The organism is Novosphingobium lentum NBRC 107847 (assembly GCF_001590965.1).
In the GTDB taxonomy this organism is placed as follows: domain Bacteria; phylum Pseudomonadota; class Alphaproteobacteria; order Sphingomonadales; family Sphingomonadaceae; genus Novosphingobium; species Novosphingobium lentum.
On record NZ_BCTW01000007.1, the window covers coordinates 132,242 to 150,080 of the forward strand.

General features: G+C 60.7%; 12 protein-coding genes. 5 read left to right on the plus strand and 7 right to left on the minus strand.

All coding sequences use genetic code 11. The annotated features are described in order from the left end of the window. Positions 1-25: 25 nt before the first annotated feature. From NL2_RS07940 to NL2_RS07950, 3 genes are all read right to left on the minus strand, one after another. Positions 26-1,633 carry an AMP-binding protein gene (locus NL2_RS07940; RefSeq protein ID WP_036524207.1) on the minus strand — a complete coding sequence of 536 codons (1,608 nt, stop codon included), beginning with the start codon at positions 1,631-1,633 and terminating at the stop codon, positions 26-28. A 65-nt stretch (positions 1,634-1,698) separates the two neighbouring features. Then, a complete protein-coding gene (locus NL2_RS07945; protein WP_036524210.1) occupies positions 1,699-2,448 on the minus strand; it encodes an SDR family NAD(P)-dependent oxidoreductase in 750 nt (249 codons plus the stop codon). Continuing rightward, on the minus strand, positions 2,445-3,320 hold the full coding sequence (locus NL2_RS07950) for an alpha/beta hydrolase (protein ID WP_051586739.1): 876 nt from the start codon (positions 3,318-3,320) through the stop codon (positions 2,445-2,447). Before NL2_RS07950 ends, NL2_RS07945 begins: the two co-directional genes overlap by 4 nt. A gap of 55 nt (positions 3,321-3,375) precedes the next feature. On the opposite strand from NL2_RS07950, the gene NL2_RS07955 reads away from it, so the two are divergent. After that, positions 3,376-4,173: a helix-turn-helix transcriptional regulator gene (locus tag NL2_RS07955; RefSeq protein ID WP_051586740.1), complete on the plus strand. Its 798-nt coding sequence runs from the start codon at positions 3,376-3,378 to the stop codon at positions 4,171-4,173. 10 nt (positions 4,174-4,183) lie between these two features. On the opposite strand, the gene NL2_RS07960 is transcribed toward NL2_RS07955, so the two are convergent. Genes NL2_RS07960 through NL2_RS07970 form a run of 3 tightly spaced genes read right to left on the minus strand, consistent with a single transcriptional unit; the run spans position 4,184 to position 7,454 of the window. Continuing rightward, positions 4,184-4,807, minus strand: a complete 624-nt coding sequence (locus NL2_RS07960; protein ID WP_036524216.1) for a glutathione S-transferase family protein — start codon at positions 4,805-4,807, stop codon at positions 4,184-4,186. Continuing rightward, on the minus strand, positions 4,804-5,982 hold the full coding sequence (locus NL2_RS07965; protein ID WP_036524219.1) for a CaiB/BaiF CoA transferase family protein: 1,179 nt from the start codon (positions 5,980-5,982) through the stop codon (positions 4,804-4,806). Before NL2_RS07965 ends, NL2_RS07960 begins: the two co-directional genes overlap by 4 nt. Continuing rightward, positions 5,979-7,454: a flavin-containing monooxygenase gene (locus tag NL2_RS07970; protein ID WP_036524222.1), complete on the minus strand. Its 1,476-nt coding sequence runs from the start codon at positions 7,452-7,454 to the stop codon at positions 5,979-5,981. Before NL2_RS07970 ends, NL2_RS07965 begins: the two co-directional genes overlap by 4 nt. 265 nt (positions 7,455-7,719) lie before the next feature. On the opposite strand from NL2_RS07970, the gene NL2_RS07975 reads away from it, so the two are divergent. Together NL2_RS07975 and NL2_RS20715 are read left to right on the plus strand one after the other, a co-directional pair. Further along, complete coding sequence (locus NL2_RS07975) at positions 7,720-8,562, plus strand: NYN domain-containing protein (protein WP_051586741.1); 843 nt, start codon at positions 7,720-7,722, stop codon at positions 8,560-8,562. Between the two features lie 122 nt (positions 8,563-8,684). Beyond that, complete coding sequence (locus NL2_RS20715; RefSeq protein WP_081798935.1) at positions 8,685-10,523, plus strand: NACHT domain-containing protein; 1,839 nt, start codon at positions 8,685-8,687, stop codon at positions 10,521-10,523. Between the two features lie 21 nt (positions 10,524-10,544). Here NL2_RS20715 and NL2_RS07990 read toward each other — a convergent pair whose 3' ends face one another. Then, positions 10,545-14,324 (minus strand): caspase family protein, encoded by a 3,780-nt coding sequence (locus NL2_RS07990; RefSeq protein WP_081798936.1) that lies wholly within the window; start codon positions 14,322-14,324, stop codon positions 10,545-10,547. Between the two features lie 215 nt (positions 14,325-14,539). Between NL2_RS07990 and NL2_RS07995 the strand changes: the two genes are divergently transcribed. Next, positions 14,540-16,615: a caspase family protein gene (locus NL2_RS07995; RefSeq protein ID WP_162177367.1), complete on the plus strand. Its 2,076-nt coding sequence runs from the start codon at positions 14,540-14,542 to the stop codon at positions 16,613-16,615. Positions 16,616-16,674: 59 nt separating this feature from the next. Next, complete coding sequence (locus NL2_RS08000) at positions 16,675-17,832, plus strand: hypothetical protein (RefSeq protein WP_068073560.1); 1,158 nt, start codon at positions 16,675-16,677, stop codon at positions 17,830-17,832. Positions 17,833-17,839 lie beyond the last annotated feature (7 nt).

A 17,839-nucleotide genomic window follows, 5' to 3' on the forward strand; every position in this document is an offset into this window, starting at 1 on the left:
GAATGTCGCGGGCAGGCGGCTGGGGTCAGACTTTCAGCCGCTCGCGAGCGATGCGCAGACCTGCCGCCTCGCGATCGAATACGCCCGCGCAAAGTCCTTCCTCGCGCAGCAGATGCTTCTGGACCTTGGCGGTGGGTGTCCGCGGCAGGTCGGCGACGATGCGAACATAGCGCGGCACCATATAGCGTGGCATTCTGGGCGTCAGAAATGCGATCAGTTCGACCGGGTCGATAATCGTCCCGGGATGCGGCACGATCGCAACCAGCACCTCATCCTCGCCCAGCGGACTGGGCACGGCGAGGGCCGCCACTTCCTTCACGCCCGGATGCGCGCCGACTTCCGCCTCGACCTCGAACGAAGAAATATTCTCGCCGCGGCGACGGATTGCATCCTTCTGGCGGTCGACGAAGTAATAGAGCCCGTCCGGATCGCGGCGAAACGAGTCGCCGGTGTGGAACCAGCCATTGCGCCACGCACGCGCGGTCGCCTCGGGGTCCTTGTAATATCCGGAGTTCAATGACCAGGGCCGCGCCGTGCGGATGATGAGTTCTCCGATCTTGCCCTCGGCAACTTCGACGTCATTGTCATCGACCAGCCGGACTTCGACGCCGGGACGCGGACGCCCGCAAACGCCGGGCTGCGTCGGGTTTCGATCGGAGATCAGTGGCGTGGAAATCTCGGTCATGTTGTAGACGGTATAGACCTCGACGCCGAAGCGCTCGACGAACGCGGCAATGTCTCCGATCAGCGGGATGATGACAGCGACGCGGAGGCCGTGCGTGCGATCGTCGGGCGAAGGTGCAGCCGATGCCAGAAACGGCGTCATCGCACCCATCAGGCCGACGACGGTGCTGCGTGTGCGGCGGACCGTCGGCCAGAACTCTTCAGTGCGGAATCGCTCGATCATTGCGATCGATGCGCCGCGCATCACCATTGCGTAGATGCAGGCTGTGCCGCCGATGTGAAACAGCGGCAAGTTGATCATGAAGCGGTCGGTCGGCTCGACAAAGGCCCAGCTCTCTGACCCGCATAACGCTTGGAGATGGGCGTAAGACGACAGTACTGCCTTGGACGGGCCGGTGGTGCCCGATGTGAGGATGATCGACTGGATGTCCCATGATTGGATCGGTCGATCCAGTGGCAGCAGCTTGGTGTCATCGCCGTCGAGCATATCGGCAGAAAGGATTTTCAGGCTCGCGGGCAGGTCGGCCGTGCCGCCGACGGCGATGATCGTTTCAAGGCGCGCCTTATCGATAGGGCCGAGCCTCTCGATCAGCCCGGCTTCGGCAATCATGAGCCGCGCATCGGACAGTCCGATCGCATGTTCGAGAAGGCGCCCGCGATATTCGAGATTGAGCGGCACATAGACAGCGCCAAGATAATTGATCGCGAACCATGTCCGCAGCACGTCGAGTCCATTGGGTAGCCAGGACAGGACGTGATCGCCTTGCTTTACGCCCAGCGCCTGCAATCCCGCGGCTGTTTGCCGCACCTGCATCCGTATTTGTGCCCAGGTCAGCGCTGTGCCGTCCTCGAATGTCACGAAGATATCGTCAGGGCGCTCAATGGCGTGTCTGTCGAGCAGGTTGCGCAGGACGCAGGCGTCCGCTGTCGGCGGATTGTTGTCGATCATTTGGGTTCTCTCCTGAAGACCAAACTAGCCCGGCGCCGAAAAAAACACCCCCTCGGAATCGAGGGTTAGGCGGTCAGGCCGCCATCCACGCCCAATATGGCCCCTGTGATAAGGGAAGCTCGGTCAGAGATTAGCCAAGCACAGGTCTCGCCGACTTCTTCGGCCCTTCCGAAGCGGCCGTTGGGTTGTGCCGCCTCGAACGCCTTGCGGGCCCGCGGATCGCTGGCGACACCTTGCATCATCGGCGTGTCGATCACGCCGGGGCAAACCGCGTTGATCCGCGGACCGGTCTTTGCGAATTCCAGTGCCGCAGACCGCGTCAGCCCGATGACTGCATGCTTGCTGGCGCTGTAAATCGCCATGGCGGGCGAGCCTTTCAGTCCCGCGGCGGATGAGATGTTGATGATTGCGCCGCCGCCGCCCTGGCGCTGGAATTGTCGGATTGCTGCGCGCATCGCCAACCATGTGCCGCGCAGATTAATGTCGACAATTCCCGCGAAATCCTCCTCGCTGGCATCGAGCAGGCTCCGAAATGGCTCGGGTCTCGCCGCACAGTTCACCAGTGCATCAAGGCGCCCGAAAGCGGCGACCGTGAACGAAATCCCGGCATCCACCATTTCAGCATTCGAGACGTCGAGTTCGAAGGCCAGTGCGCGTTCTCCGATCTCGGTCGCCAGTCGGCCTGCTGCGACGACGTCGCGATCCGCGATCACGACGGCGGCACCTTCGCGGACCGATGCTTCGACTGTGGCTCTGCCGATGCCGGAAGCGCCCCCGAGAACGATGACCGACTTGCCTTTCAGATATCCGCTCATGCGTCTGCCCGATGCTGCATGAGAAGGAAGTCGGCTGCGGCGCGGACCGCCTCACGACCTTCCGGCAGATCGGGCCAATAGAGATGCCAGACGTGGAACATCTCCCGGCCGACAGACAGCTCGCAATCCACGCCTGCGGCGATCAAGCGTTGATGCAATCGTACGGCATCGCCAAAGAACACCTCGCGATCGCCGATCTGGATCAGCGTGGACGGAAGGCCGGCGAGATTGGCAAACAGCGGCGATGCCCGCGGATCGTCATGCGACGTTCCGGCGAGATAGCGCGTCGAATGCCATTCGGCGATGTCGCGCGAGAGCATCGGATCGACCGATGCGAGCAGGTCGTAGCTCTCATGCTCGGTGCCGAGGTTGATCCAGGGACTCGCTGCCCAGATGGCGACCGGCCGGGGCAAACCCATTTGTCCGGCTGCAATCGCCACGCCGAAAGCCAGTCCGCCACCGGCGGAATCTCCGGCAAGCGATACCGGAATATCGGCTAATGCAGCATAAGCGGCCACGCAATCATTCAGGGCAGCGGGAAACACCGCTTCGGGGGCCAGCCGATAGTCGAACAGGATAACCGTGCCGCCCATATCCATTGCCAGTCGAGCCCCAAGATGGCGGTGCGAGCGGATCGATCCGGCGACATAACCGCCACCGTGGAAATACAGCACGGTTGGCCCTGAACCGGCACTCACCCGCTCTGCCGGGCGACCGGACAGCTCGATGACCTCGATGCTCACGTCAGACGAAACCGGATAGAGCTTGGCAAAGCCGTCCAGCCGGCGTCGCACCGTCGCTTCATCGACTGAGGGATCGAAGGCATGCGCCCGAAAGGTTCGCAACAATTCCTCCAGTGGTGCGCTGGCCATCTTCACTCTCCTGCGATGCATTGCCGATCCATAGGATTGCGCTATCATCATTTGGATGCTTAGCACCCCTCGAAACCCGCAGGGCGCCGTCGCCGATATTGCGACTGATGCGCTCCATCATGGCCTTGCCGAACTGGATGCGGCGAGTGATTTCGCTGCGGCTCAAGTGGGGTTGAAAGCGGTCGCGGTGGCAATCGGCATGCCTTTGCTGGCGTGGGCACCCGATGTTTCGCGCCCCGAATTCGACGAGCATATGGATGCGTTTCTGCGGCAAGAAGGGTGGCCGGACGAGGTGATGGCATTGTGGTGGAACCGCAACGCCATGCTCAAGAGCCCACTCTATATCCGGTGCCGGACGAGCGGGATGCCATTTGTGACCGGGCCATCGGACAATGTGCCGCCCCGCACTGCCGAATTGCGGCAGATTGTCAGCGCAATCAACGCAATGGGTGTACGCTCTCTCATCACTATGCCAATCCATTTACCGCGCGGACGGGTCGCCATGGTAACTTGGGGCGGGTCGGCGACGAAAGCGTTGGCACGTTCGGTATTGGCACAAACCCGCACCACCCTCATCGCGGCCGCCCACTTGTTCATGAGCAGTTATCTTCACGAAAACGCGGGCTTTCGTTCCAGCGAAGAGGAACTGGCCCGGTTGACGCCGCGTGAATGGCAATGCCTGCGCCTGACGGCCCAAGGTTTTCGCGAGGAACAGGTCGCAACCACCATCGGACTGGGATCGACCACCGTGCGCTTTCATCTCGACAATGTCGTGCAGAAGCTCGGCGCTGCCAATCGGACCCATGCCGTGGCGCTCGCTGCGCAACTTGGGTTGCTCGGTTCGATTGGCTAAGAATATTCGATCAGGCGTTTGCGCGCTGCTTTCCATTGGCCGAAAGGAACTCGGGACGGGCACTCAGCCTTTCCCAATAGTCAGCCACATGGGGCGAAAAATTATCCTGCAGCTTGAGCAAGCGTGCCAGCAGCAGGGCATAGCCCACCGAAATGTCGGCCATGGTAAACCGGTTTGCGCACATATAGTCGTTGTCTGACAGCACGCGGTCGATGGCGCGCAGTCGCGACAGGAACCATTGGGTATAGTCGTCCGCGACCTGCTGCGACCGGCGTGCCTCCGGCTCGAAACGGCTGTATCGCAGTATCAAAGTCTGCGGAAAGGTCAGCGACGCCTCGCCGAAATGGATCCAGTTCAGCCATGCACCATATGCGTCGTCGGTCGGATCAACGGCTAAAGGCGTCGGTCCGTAGCGCACCGCGAGATATTCCAGGATCGCAGCGGACTCGGTCATCCTTGTCGACCCGTCGATCAACAGCGGGATTGTCCCTAGAGGATTGACAGCGAGGTAGTCAGCCTGGCGCACGCGCGGTGGGAAGGGCAGCAGGTGCAGGCGATAATCGAGGCCCAATTCCTCCAGCGCCCATAACGGGCGGAAGGAGCGCGCATCGCGGCAATGATAAAGTTCGATCATAACGCGTCGGATACTTGTTTCGCTGCAGAAAGATCGCGCAGCACCTCATCATTATGCTCTCCCAGAAGCGGCGCCGGGGACCGTATTCGGTCGGGCCAGGCTTGATAGCGTACCGGGCGGCTGGTCGCATAATAGCCGCCCTCCGATGGATGCTCCAGCCGCTGGAAATAGCCGGTAACGCTCAGATGCGGATCATCGAGAATATCGTCTATGTCGCGCGCGATCATCGCCGGAATATCGGCGGCCTTGAGGAGAGCCATCCATTCTTCAGTCGTCTTTTGCGGAGTCAAGCGCGCGACCTCGCGATAGAGCCGGTCGATGTTTTTGTAGCGACCTGATGCCGTTGTCATCTCCTCGAATTCCAGAATGCCGGCATCGCCGAGCAGCTGAAACAACTTCGGCCAGGCGGCGTCCACATAGGGGACGATGCTGATAAATCCGTTCGCGGTTGGAAAGGGCTGACGGTCGGGATCGACTTGTCGCGCATAGCAGACGGGGGCGTTGGGCGGATCGAATAGCTTGCCGCCGAGATGCTCGAGCAGCATGAACTGGGTAAAAGCCTCGAACATTGGCACTTCGACCAATTGACCTTCGCCTGTGCGCAGGCGGTGGATGACCGCAGCGAGCGCTGCGTTGGCTGCATAGAGCCCCGACACCTTGTCGCCGATCAGCGAGGGCAGATAGGTCGGTGGACCACCCGATACGCGCTGCGACAGGCTGGTCGCGCCGCTCGCGGCCTGGATAACGTCATCATAGGCCGGAAGGCCGGAATAGGGGCCGTCCGAGCCGAACCCGACACAATGGACGTAGATGAGATCGGGATTGAGCAGTTTGACGTTCTCGTAATCAAGCTTGAGCCGACGAATGGCATCGCCGCGAACATTGTGGATGAAGATATCGGCGGTCCTGAGCAGATCGCGCATCATTTCCCGGTCGCCCTCGGACTTGAGGTCGAGCACCACCGATTTCTTGCCCTGGTTCACGGTCACAAAGGTCGGGCTCATCCCCTTGGTGCGAGCCGGCTTGCCGAGATGCCGCATCTGATCGCCCCCCGGCCCTTCCACCTTGATGACCTCGGCGCCCAGTTCGGCGAGCATGAAGGTGGCATAGGGACCGAATACGACCCCCGACATGTCGATCACGCGAATGCCTTCGAGCATGCGGTTGCCAGTCATTGTCCGGTTCCTTCAGCGCGGACGATCTCGAAATCGTCCCAGCGCGGAACCTTCAACTCCTCCACGAACTTGTCGAACGTCCAAGGCCAGGATGCAACATTGCCCTGAGGATCGACGTACCAGCTGGAACAGCCGGTTGCCCATACGGTACGCGGGATCTGTTCGGCCAGGCGCGCCTCGAACTGCTGCACCGCCGCTTCCTTCGGCTCGATTTCCAGGACTTTTTTATCACGCAGCTTTTCGATCAGTTGCAGGACGTAGGCGAACTGGGTTTCCGCTGTCAGTAGCCAAGAGAAGTTGCCGATCGGGCTGGACGGCCCGCCGAGCATGAACCAGTTGGGAAATCCGGGCACGCTGACGGTGTTGTAGCCGCGATTGCGATCCGCCCAGGCCTGCTCGATTGTCAGCCCATTGCGCCCGGTGACCTGCATCGGCCGAAAGAACTGATGCGTGTTGAAGCCCGTCGCCATAACGATCAGGTCTAGTTCGTGCAAACTCCCGTCGGCGGTTTCCAGCCCATTGGGCACGCAGCGGACGATCCGTTCCGTGACGAGTTCGACACCCGGCGTTTGCATGGCTTCGTAGAATGTATCGGACATGACCAGCCGCTTGCAGCCAACGGTGTAATCCGGTGTCAGCCTGGCACGAAGGTCGGGATCCTTGACGGTCGCCAGATAGTCTTCGCAAGCCTTGACGATCTTGGCACGGGCGCTGGGATTTTCGCCTACCAGCGAGGCAGCAAAGGTCGCGTTGATCTTCGACAGAAGCTGACGGTAGTCGCGGTCCAGCAGGTCGGGATCGGCGCGATACATTTGCTTGGTTTCCTCTGGTATGTCCTCATTGGACTGAGGAAATACCCACTGCGCGGTGCGCTGGAACAACGACAGCTTTGCGACCCGACCGGCCATCGCGGAGACAATCTGGGTCGCCGTCGATCCGGTGCCAATGATCCCGACGCGTTTGCCGGACCAGTCGTAATTCCGGGACCATCGGGCGGAATGGAATGCCTCGCCGGCAAAGCTATCGAGCCCTGCGATTTGGGGATAGACCGGATGGTGCAGCACGCCGGTCGCTGTGATCACGATATCGAACTCGCCCTGCGCGCCGCTGTTGGTCGTCAGATGCCAGCGATGGTTTTCGATGTGTGCCTCGATCACTTCCTCGCCAAAGCGGATATGTCGGTCGATATCGAAATCGCGGGCCGTCTTCTTCAAATAAGCGAGAATCTCCGCTCCCGACGCGCAAACTTGGGTCCAGTCCGGATTGGGCGCAAACGATAGCCGATAAGCGTGCGATGGCACGTCGCAGGTCAAGCCGGGATAGATATTGTCCCGCCAGGTTCCGCCCAACTCGTCAGCCTTTTCAAATATCACGACATCGTCGAAACCGGCCTCGATCAGCTTCACCGCCGCAATGAGTCCCGACGCTCCGGCGCCAATGACCGCAATGCGCAGCCCGGGTTTCTCGACCATTGATAATACCTCGCTAAATCGCTGTCGCAGGATCCTTAGCAAGGCCGCCCTTTGAATAGCCCCCCCGAAAACGGGGGGAGAATTGTCGATGAATCTAGGGACGGCAACCGCTCTGGCCCGGCCCCTCGAATCCGTGGGGCGGCACATCGCGCGCACGTGCATAAGCACGTCTAGCAGGAGAGGTGCACGCTCGACCGAGCGGAGATAGCCGCTTATGGCTTCAGTCGTTTTTCAACACGGCCTAAGAAAGCAAGGTGCGTCAACAATGACCGATGGAGTTATCGACAACGAAGGCCGGGCTGGCACGGTGGCGAATCGCAAGATCGCGCTTTTGATCGACGCGGACAATGTCTCGCATGCCAAGATTGCGGCGATCCTCGCGGAACTCTCCAAGTACGGCACCGCAAACATCCGCCGCGCCTACGGCGATTGGGCGAGCGCTGGACTCAAAGGCTGGAAAGACAAGCTCCACGAGTTTGCGATCCGGCCGATCCAGCAGTTCAGCTATTCCACCGGCAAGAATGCGACCGACATCGCGCTCGTCATTGATGCCATGGAACTGCTCTATACCCAGAAGCTCGACGCCTTTTGCCTGGCATCGAGCGATGCCGATTTCACGCCGCTCGTGATGCAGCTTCGTGCCAACGGCCATGACGTTTACGGCTTCGGGGAGCGGAAGACGCCGAGCCCATTCGTCAATGCGTGCACGACCTTTCTGTACCTCGACAACCTCGACAGCGCAGAAGGGACTTCGGCGGCGCCATCGGAGCCGGCAGGGGACGTGGCCTCGAAGCCCAGGGCGACCCGTGCGGCTGCCGCGGCGCCAGCCAAGATGTCAGGCAAACAGCTCGCGCAGGATACGAAGCTGGTCACGATCCTGCGCGGCGCGGTTGAGGCCGCGGCGCGCGATGATGGATGGGCCGCGATGTCCGGGGCTGGCAGCGCCGCCAAACGGCAGGCCCCGATCGATCCGCGCAATTATGGCGCGAAGAATTTTCCTGCCCTGTTCGAGGCCACCGGTCTATTCGAAATCGTGAAAGTCGATGGCGGCCACAGCTATGTTGCCGACTTGCGCAACAAGGACAGGGCGCCCAAGCCGACGCGATAATGCGGTTGCGGGTTATCAGCGGCCGTTCTTTTCGCGTCGGTTTACTGTAGCGCAGCCTTTTCGCTTGGGTGAGGGCAGGCTGTTCAATTTTGAATGAGCCTGGTGGAAACGGGGGCCGGGGAGTGTCGAACAAGCTTGCGAAGCAAATTGCCCGGGCGACGCTCGCATCGATCGGCGCAGGGCCGCTCGAATTTGTGTTGCCACATGTCGCGGGCCCAGATGGGGCTGTGATTCCGGCTTTCGATGTGCTCGGATCCGAACACCGCATGGCTCTGGTCGGCGAGGGAGGCACCGGAAAGACAACCCTAATGCACGCATTTGCCCGTGCGACCGCCGGCTCCTATTTGGCGGGGATTCTCGATACGCGCGCACCGATCCTAGTCCACGGTGCCCGGCACGACCTTTCGGACGGGATCGCGGCAGTCCTGCGAGATCTTGAGATTGACGTTTCACCGCGCGAGCTTGCGCGCTTGCTCGATAGCGACGCAATCGTCTTGCTTGTCGATGGAGTCGACGAAATGCCCGACGGGCGCCTCGGCGCCTTCCGTATTGCCAACATTCTTCATCAATATCCTAGACTGGCAGCCGTTGTCGCAACAAGGCCCGGCGCTTTCGGCGCCGAACTCTCGGCATTGGCAAGCTATACGCTTGCTCCATTTTCGAAAGACCAGGTTGCGGCGCTGATACGTACGTTTGGCCTTGGAAATGGCGATGCCGCCGAGCGCTTCCTCGCCTTCATGCGGCGAGCAGATCTCCCTGATGCGGCGCGGAACCCGCCTTTGGCGAAGCTGCTCTGGGAAGCAAGTGACGGCGGGAGCGCGCCATTTGTTTCGACCGCAGACCTTTTCGACGACCTCCTCGATGAGGGGCTGCGCCAAGCGACTGGCAGCAGAGAAGCCGGCCTTTCCGCCGAGCAGCTGCTCGCGCTCCTCGGCGAAGTGGCAGTCACATATCATGTCTCGGGATGGAGTACGGCTCCCGCCGCAGACATCCCTCTCGAACTGCCGGGTGAGCGTTTGATGATCGGGCACGCCAGGATGGTTGAGCAATTGGTCGCAACACGCTTCGTTCGTGTCGATGACGGACAACTGAGTTTTGTCCATAGATCCTTTGTCGAATTCATGGTCGCGCGCCGGCTTCATGCGTCGCCATCACGTCTGATTGAGGCGCTAGAGCTCGGCGAAACGTCGGTCGAGGAAATCCTGCGTTTCGCTGCCGGCCTCGCCGACGAAGTAGCGCCCATGGTCGAGCTCCTTCTTCAGAAGGACCGCGTACTCGATGCGGTGACCTGCCTGCGCTTCGCCCGTGTCGAGAATGACGCGCTCTCAGCCTATGTGGCCGTTCGGTTGGGCGGCCATATCGGGCAAGGCTTCATCCGACGACTGATCCAGCAAGTCCCGGCCGCCCTCGACTATGTCCAAGATGCCGGCGAAGCTCTGGGTTTGCATGACAAGCTGCTCGGGCTCCTCGACGATGCGTGCGACATGAGTCGGCCCAACCATGAGCGCGGCAAGCGCTTTGAGGGCTTTACCGAAGCGCTCTTCGATGGCCCGTTCGAACCGGTGCAACGAAATTTCCGTAGCGAACATGGCGAGCTCGACCTGATCATGGAAGTGCGCGGTGGAGCAAAATTCTGGGATTATTGGGGCCCCGATATTTTTGTCGAATGCAAGAATCTGAGCCGGGCCGTCGAGGCCCATCAAGTGCATACCTTCATCAGCAAGGTCGAGGTGCCGAGACTGAAGCTGGGTTTTCTGGTGTCAGTGAATGGGTTCACCGAAGATGCCTATGCCGCATTTCGGAACGTCGCGCGCGGCGAGAACCGGCCGCTGCTCGTCCCGATCTCGGGCGACCAGATTCGCCAGATGCTGCAGCGGCGCGGGCCGATCGAACTGTTCTTCAAGGATCGAATCCGCGATGTCCGATATGATCGCAAATATCCGGCGCGCACATCGGTCTGAAGCGATAAAACCCGCTACTCGTTATCGCCGCGGCGCGACCAGACTTATGCCGATGACCGCGTCGGTACCAGGGCGTGCGAAGTCGAAGAGGCTTGGAGTCTGGGCGCGGCGTTCGATCATCGATGCAAAGCGTGGATCGACGCTCGGATCTCGGCCCTGAAATTCGAGATCGATGCCGACATATCGATACGCAAGGCGGTTCTGCCTCATCTCTTCATAAAGGACCGGCGTGCGTTCGGCACCATATTGCAGCCATTCGCCTAACCAGATCATCTTGTCCTTGTTGATGTCGGCACCAGCCACGCCGCCCCCGGCGCCGAGCCCATCATGAGTCAGCGCATAGGTCAGAAGCCCTTGGCTCAGCGTGTTGATTTCGAGGGCGACATCGTTTGCCTGGCTTGCAGCGAGAATGCGCATCGCCTTGTCGTAGGCAAGTTGCCCAAAGCCGCGATCTCCCATCGGCCCCGGCTTGAACCCCAGCTGCTCGACGCTGGCAGCCGAATGGCAGGCGTCGATGATGAGCGCCATCTGTCCCGCGTCGATCGGTCGCAACCAGGTGCCGAGCATTTCGCTCGAGATGAACTTTTTCAGGCTGTTTTCATCGATGATCGGGCTCGCCCCCGAATCCGAGGGCAGGAGATAGAAGCCGCCATTCTTGTCGGTGTGGCCGTGGCCCGAGAAGCTGATGACGATCATATCGTCAGGCGTCGCCTTGGCCAGGCGATCCGCACCGGGAATATGGGCTAGGAGCGCGTCGTCGATTTCGGCGCCCGCCAGGCGCTGTAGCACCGCGCGGATAGCTGCTGTGGTGGCATCGCGTCGCGGGCCCCCGGCGTCCGAAGCCAAAATCACCGGCACATTTTCATAACCCGCAAAGCGGGCAGCCGTGCCGGCCATCATCTCGGCATCGTTCACCGCAAAGCTTAGATTGCGTGACGGTGCGTCATAGCCGTTCACGCCGATCGCAATGAAATAGGCCTTCCGGGCTCTAGGCTTCGCGTCGGCCGGCACCTTGAAGGGGGGCGCTGTTGCCAGGTTACTGATGACGCGGTCCTCGTTGAAGGCATAGGCAGAGAAACTGACGGAGCGGCTATCGGGAAGTGTCGGAAGAGCCACCTCGAAACTGATCCTCAGACCCTTCTCCCCGGCGGGTATCCGAACCAGATGTTCGGCTCTCCACGTCTCGATGTTGTTCGCGTCGGTTTCGCGATCGGGCAGGCGATGGACAAGCTGTCCGTCGCGAAACAAACGCAGGTCATAGACTCCAGTCTTTTTGCGATCGTTTGGTTGGGTCTGATCTTCGCCAGGCGTGACCTCGATCTCGATGGTTGCATGCTCACCACCCCTCGGCATGACGCTGACGATGCGAACGCCCGGCTGGACGCGATTGAGCGATGCCAGCGGTCGGATATCGGAAAAGGCGGCGTCGCAAGCGCCAGGGTCTTCAGCCTTCTTCGCGCTGCAGGCGCTCAGCCTTGCGAGCAACTGCGGCTCGAAATAATCGCGCATAAAAATCTCGGCAGGATAAGTGCGCAGCGGATCGTCGGGCATGAGCCAATGCCCCGCTCGCGTCGCTTCGACCCGGTTGGTATCGAAACGCGAATCGGGAGCGATGAACAGCCAGCTATTTTCTGGCGCGAACGCAAAAGAACCGATCGCTGTGGGCTGGCCAGGGCGCCATATCTCGAAATCATTCGGTTCGCGCTGCAGCAGAATGCGACCATCGCTAAGCCATCCACCGCTCGGAACGGCGCCGAAACTGTACAGCGGGGGTTCGAGATGGAGTTTTCCATCCCTGGTGCGGCGGAGCGGCACGATGCGCGCCGAGTTGCCCACGATCAGCGCTTGCGAAACAGTAGCGTCGAACAGGATGCGAGTACTTCCCTCGACCTCAAGATCCAGCTTGAAATGATGCTTTTTGGTCGCGCGTGAGAAAATGTGCGAACCCAGCGCGAAATTCAAGCCATCGGCCGCAATCGAAGGGCGGGCACGATCGCTGGACGTTCCTTCAAGCTTCAGCCGTTGGAGTAGCTTTACACCGCGTGAGCCGCTTTCAAATATGAATATATCGTCGTCGATCGACCCGCCGATGATGGCCAATTGTCCCTTCGGATCGCATCCGAGCTTGTAAAGCACGCCGCGTGCCTTGGTCTCGATCTGGCCGACCTTGGCCAACGGCTGCAAGGGGTCCTCCCGCGCGAATGAATGGACGGCGCCGTCAAGGTCAGTGACCCAGAGGCGCTTCCCATCCACACTGGCGCAAAGGCCGATAGGATCGATGACGTCCAGGGCCTGATCCGGTGGCTTCAGTCGGCCGGCGCCCCTTTCAGGCGTGTAGTAGCGCACCATGCCGTCAAGCGTCATGACGGCAGCGACGCGCATGTCGCGGATCAGCGCATAAGGGCGCTGGTAGAAGAAAATGCGTTCCAATCTGGTGAAGACATCATAATCGATGCTCGCACCACTGGATGCGCCCAGATCGAACAGCTTGAGCGGCGACAGGGGAAGGGTGCTCAGAATGAGGTCGCCTTCCAGATCCATTTCCCAAGCGCCCGTCGGATCGCCGGCGAGGTCCCCGACGAGCACCGGTTGCTGGCCAGGCTGCGCAATAACCAAACCGCCGCCAGCGATGAATGCGAGGCTACCGTCGCGCTCCAGATATTTTGCCGCATATTCGTCAGGATCGGTTCTCGCATTCGGCGAGGTTCCGATCCGCTTGGTCATCCGGCTGATGGTGTCGAATGGCGTCAGGTCCAGGAGAAGGCGTTTGGTAAATGCGCAGCGATTGCGCTCTAATGTAACTTCATAAGCGCGCAGTCCAAGATCGACTATGATGAACTGGTCCGGACGATTGCCCGCAAAAGCAGAAATCACGCCCACATCCGGTTCGACTATTTGCCAGTTGCATGTCGCTGGTTCATTCTCAGTCACGGGTGGATTTGTGGGATCGTTACAAACACCGGCATCCGGCGCTGAGAGATAGGTCGCGCTCCCGTCTCGATTAAACACCACAAATCCCTCGTCGAGCGGTTGCATCGAGGCCGTAAGTTTGCGGTAGGCGACAGAGCAAAGCTGGTGAATCCCTCTTTGCGGAGTTTGCGCGGCTGTCGGTAACGACCAGAACAATATATCCGCCATGGCATTTTTCGGGTCGTAGATGGCGGCCAGATTTTGCCGGCGGTTAATAGTCAGGACGCCCTCGGAAGGGGCAGTCCCTTGTGGATCGATGCGCGCCTCTAAAACAGGATTTTCGGAGTCGTTTTCCAGCAAGAGGAGGCTTTGCTCTTTATTGCGTGCGTTAAGTATCTCCCGGTTGATCTGCACCAATGTGAGGAGTGCACCGCTCGCGTCATAGGCGAAAGCCGCGCGAGGCCGCTCGTATACGTTCTTCCGGGCAGCTTCGCCGAGATCCATCCGCGGCGTTGCCAAACCGGTTTCCGGCGAGATTCGAACTAGCCTTGCTTCGCTCGTGAAGCCGAGCCAGCCGTGACCACCAGCATCTGCGATAGCGGCAACCAATAGCTCTCTGTTCGGTAGCGCGACGTCGCGCAGTACGCGTCCCGTGCGCGTGATGACAATGAAAGCGCGGTCGTTCGCCACGACGAGCAGCAATTCCCCGCTTTGATCAAAGGCGCTTTTGTTCCAGTCCGACTTCAGCAGTTCCGTTGCCGTGACCTGGCGGACGAGCCGTGGTTGCGCTAGCGGTCGCTCATCAGCGGCGGCAATGCCGTGCATTGCAAGCAGCATTACGGCGCCCAATTTGCAGAGCAAGCGTAACAGCTTTTTCATGCCGATCATCATGGGCGCAATCCTCAAGCCGATTAGCGCAGAAATTTTGAAGTGTAATTTCAATCCAAATTGGATCGATTCGACCGCCTCAATGTTCCTCTTCGCTTCCTATAGTAGATGGAGGCGACTGTCTTTCATGATAAGGAGCAAATAGCGACTCGCTTAATGGGCGGATATTAATTGGTGGGTCGCGAGAGGGGTGTGATATGCCGAGCACGCGGGCAAGGTTGAAGCGTATTTTCGGACGGAAATTAAGGCTCGTTGGCTTTTACGTCATTCTTACGCTCGGCTTCGCGACAAGCCCCATTTCAGCTCATTCAGCCGAGAAATTTGCCGTGCTGGTCGGCGTTGACGATCAGTTGCAGCCGTCGGACCCTCGAAATCGCGTCAATGTCCTAAGCGGTCCAGCGAACGACATCGTACTGATGCGCCGCCTGCTCATCGAGCAATATGGATTTGTGGACGACGCGCAACATATCGTGACGCTGCGTGGCAGCGCAGCGAGCGTCGCGGCCATTCGCAGGGCGCTAGTCACTGACATGCTCGCAAAGGTCCGCGCAAACCCTGGGTCTACGGTCGTTTTCTATTTCAGCGGACATGGCGCCCGGACGAGCGATCTCGACAATGACGAAGGCGATGGCGAGGATGAGACGCTCGTCGCCTACGACAGCCGAAGCGACACGGGGCGAGACATCGTCGATGACGAGCTTGAGGACTGGTTAGCGACGCTCAAGCCCTATGTGGGGCATATCGCGGTCATTCTCGACAGCTGCCACTCGGGAACGGCAACGCGCGCCCCGGCGAGCGCGGCCGCAACAGCCCGCCGGCTCTCGCCCAACCCCAATATGAGAGCGCCCGTGTCGCTTGCAGCAGGACAGCCGCGGGACATCGTCATTCCAAGGGCTGCAAAGCTTGCAGTGATCTCGGGATCGCTGGCGGACGAACTCTCCTATGAGGGCGAGATAGAGACGCCGTCCGGCACGGTCGTACACGGCTATCTGACCTATCATCTGGTGCAGGCGCTAAAACAGCGCCCCTCGTCGAGCTACCGCGCGGCCGTCGCGCGAGCACGTGAGGCCGTGCTTCGCGTCGCGGCGTCCCAACATCCGCAGGTTGAGGGTGAAATTGACAGCGCCGTCTTCGGCGCGGGCGACGCGGTGGCGGCGCCGATCGAACTCAGAAGCGCGACGCCCGATGGCAAACTCGTGATCGGGGCAGGCAGTGCCCACGGCGTGCGCGTTGGCGGTTTGCTCGCGATTTATCGCGCGGGAGCGCCGAAGACCGTCGGCGACGCCGACAAGATCGCGGACGCCCGCGTCGATAGCGTGGGCCTCGGGACCGCGAGCGCAATCATCCTGGGGACCCCAAAGGCTCTGCCGCTCGACAGCACGGTCGTCGTTGTTACGCCGAACTTCGGCATGGATCCGCTCCTCGTTAAACTCGATACGCTGGGCGATCAGTCCGTTGAACCTGCCGATCGCGTCATGTTGGCGGCTCTCCAGGACAGACTGGCTGGCAATGAGCTGCTTCGCGCAGCCAAGCCTGGCGAGCCTTGGAGCCTGGCCGTCCAGCGCGGCTGCCTGACAGCGACGGGCAAAGTAATCCCCGATGGGCCTGCGGCTGCGGGCTGCGAGAGCTCCTACTATATCGCGACGCGCCAGGAACTTGTCCCGATCATGGGTTTTTGGGTCAGGCGAAGCGACCCCAACGCGCCGGTAAGGCTCGGCGATGCGCTGACCAAAAAGGCCAAGCAACTGGGCCTGCGAAGCCTGACGAACAGTAATTCGACGCTCGACAATCTCCTTCGCCTCGATCTCATGCGCGTCAAGACGGGTCCTGCCCCGGGCGGCGGCCTCACCATCGTGAGCCAGACTCTTGTTCCTGGCGACGGTATTCCGTCGCTGCGTGTCGGAGAATATTTTGCCTTCCGTCTGACGAATCTCTCGAACGAGAAGCTTTATGCCTCGCTCATCGCATTGGGGACGAGCGGTTCGATCCAGGTGCTGACGCCAACGCCGGGTGGCGACGCGATCAACCCGAATAATTTCATAATGACCAAGCCGCCGCAAACCGCCGGCGCGCCGCTCGGGATCGAGACGTACAAGGTGATTGCCTCGACGCGCAGCGACGTCGATTACTCCCTGTTGGCAAGTCCGGGCGCGACGAAATCGGCGTCCACGGCGCCGCTGGCATGGCTTCTCGCGCAGTCGACCGCGGTAAAGAGCCGCGATCCCAATGCGGCCGAGGGCCTCACGTCAAACGAGTGGACAACGGCGCAACTCGACGTGCTGATTCGACAATAGGATCGTCCGGTGGGCGTTCGCCAACGATATTGCAGATGGGGGTAGGGATGAGAGCTTTCTTGATTTCGACGTTGCTGGCGGGCGCGCTGGCGTCGCCTCTCGCCGCCAAACCGGCGCCGCCCGTCCAGAATGTTTCGCCGGGGGTACAGGTCGGCGTCGGCGACTGCGTCAGCCAGGCGAATCCATCGCGCGGTATTGCCGGCGCAGTCCTCCCGCTGCTCGTCTCCAAGGGGGTCAATCTCATCGGGCGGGCGCTCAGCGAGGCTGGTCAGGACAAGACCTGGAAAGCGATGGGCTCGCGCAATCTCGACGGGGCCGTTCCCCAATGTATCCAGATCGTCCGCGGGCGCTTCCAGACGAACACGCCGCCTGCCTCGGCACCGGCGGGTTTTGAAAGCCTTTCGCTCCCGGCTACGGCCTTTGACAAGCTGAAGTCCAATGGCATCTGGCTCGCCGACAAACCCGACTTCTTCTTCGAGGGCGCTCTCGTCATCAGCAATGGCGGAACGGCTGCAACGGTGCGGCCACTCCAAACGGTCATGTTCACCCCGCAAGGAGAGCGTGCGTTTCGAGGCCAGACGCGCAGCGTCGTTCTCCTGTTCGCTTTTTCGGGAGCTGGGGAGAATCCCAATCTCGATAGCAATCCGGCAGCGACCATCACCCTCGGCGAGATGCAGCCTGGCCAGGTGTTGAAATTTGCGTCGGACGCGAATGGCCAGGCAACGAGCTACGAAGCGCCCTGGTTCACGCTCAGCGAAGACGATGTGAAAAAGCCGCTGACGATCACCGCGCTTCTCTCGGAAAGCCAGCCCGGCAGTCCGTTCTTCGCCTTTCTGGCGTCGATCTTTAACGACGACGCGGTCAAGAAGGAGATTACCGAGCAGGCGAATCTCGTTTTCGTTCCGGGAGCCCAAACTGCCGCGAACGCGGTCAAGCAGCAGGCTGACCTTTCCGCGCTGGGCGTTGCCGAGGAAAAGTTCGGGTCGGCGCTTGCCGCATTGGTTGCGTGCAGCAAGGCAGGCAGCGATGCCGTGGCTGAGGGCGTCACGGCGAAGGCGGCTTTGCGCGCTTACGCCGCAGCCGATGCCGCGCTCCCCACGCCCTCGAAAAAGGTCGACGAAACCAAAATTGCCCAAATCTCCTTGCTCGCTCCGAGCGGCATCGCGAACAATTGCCAGGCGGTGTACCGGCAGTTGACGGGCGAGGACGTGCCCTGACCATTTG

Bases quoted from the DNA above. Each gene is read 5' to 3' on its own strand.
- NL2_RS07965 (WP_036524219.1), bottom strand. From the start codon at position 5,982: ATGACTGGCAACCGCATGCTCGAAGGCATTCGCGTGATCGACATGTCG.
- NL2_RS07990 (WP_081798936.1), bottom strand. From the start codon at position 14,324: ATGATGATCGGCATGAAAAAGCTGTTACGCTTGCTCTGCAAATTGGGC.
- NL2_RS07960 (WP_036524216.1), bottom strand. From the start codon at position 4,807: ATGATCGAACTTTATCATTGCCGCGATGCGCGCTCCTTCCGCCCGTTA.
- NL2_RS07945 (WP_036524210.1), bottom strand. From the start codon at position 2,448: ATGAGCGGATATCTGAAAGGCAAGTCGGTCATCGTTCTCGGGGGCGCT.
- NL2_RS07970 (WP_036524222.1), bottom strand. From the start codon at position 7,454: ATGGTCGAGAAACCCGGGCTGCGCATTGCGGTCATTGGCGCCGGAGCG.
- NL2_RS07975 (WP_051586741.1), top strand. From the start codon at position 7,720: ATGACCGATGGAGTTATCGACAACGAAGGCCGGGCTGGCACGGTGGCG.
- NL2_RS07940 (WP_036524207.1), bottom strand. From the start codon at position 1,633: ATGATCGACAACAATCCGCCGACAGCGGACGCCTGCGTCCTGCGCAAC.
- NL2_RS07955 (WP_051586740.1), top strand. From the start codon at position 3,376: ATGCTTAGCACCCCTCGAAACCCGCAGGGCGCCGTCGCCGATATTGCG.
- NL2_RS07950 (WP_051586739.1), bottom strand. From the start codon at position 3,320: ATGGCCAGCGCACCACTGGAGGAATTGTTGCGAACCTTTCGGGCGCAT.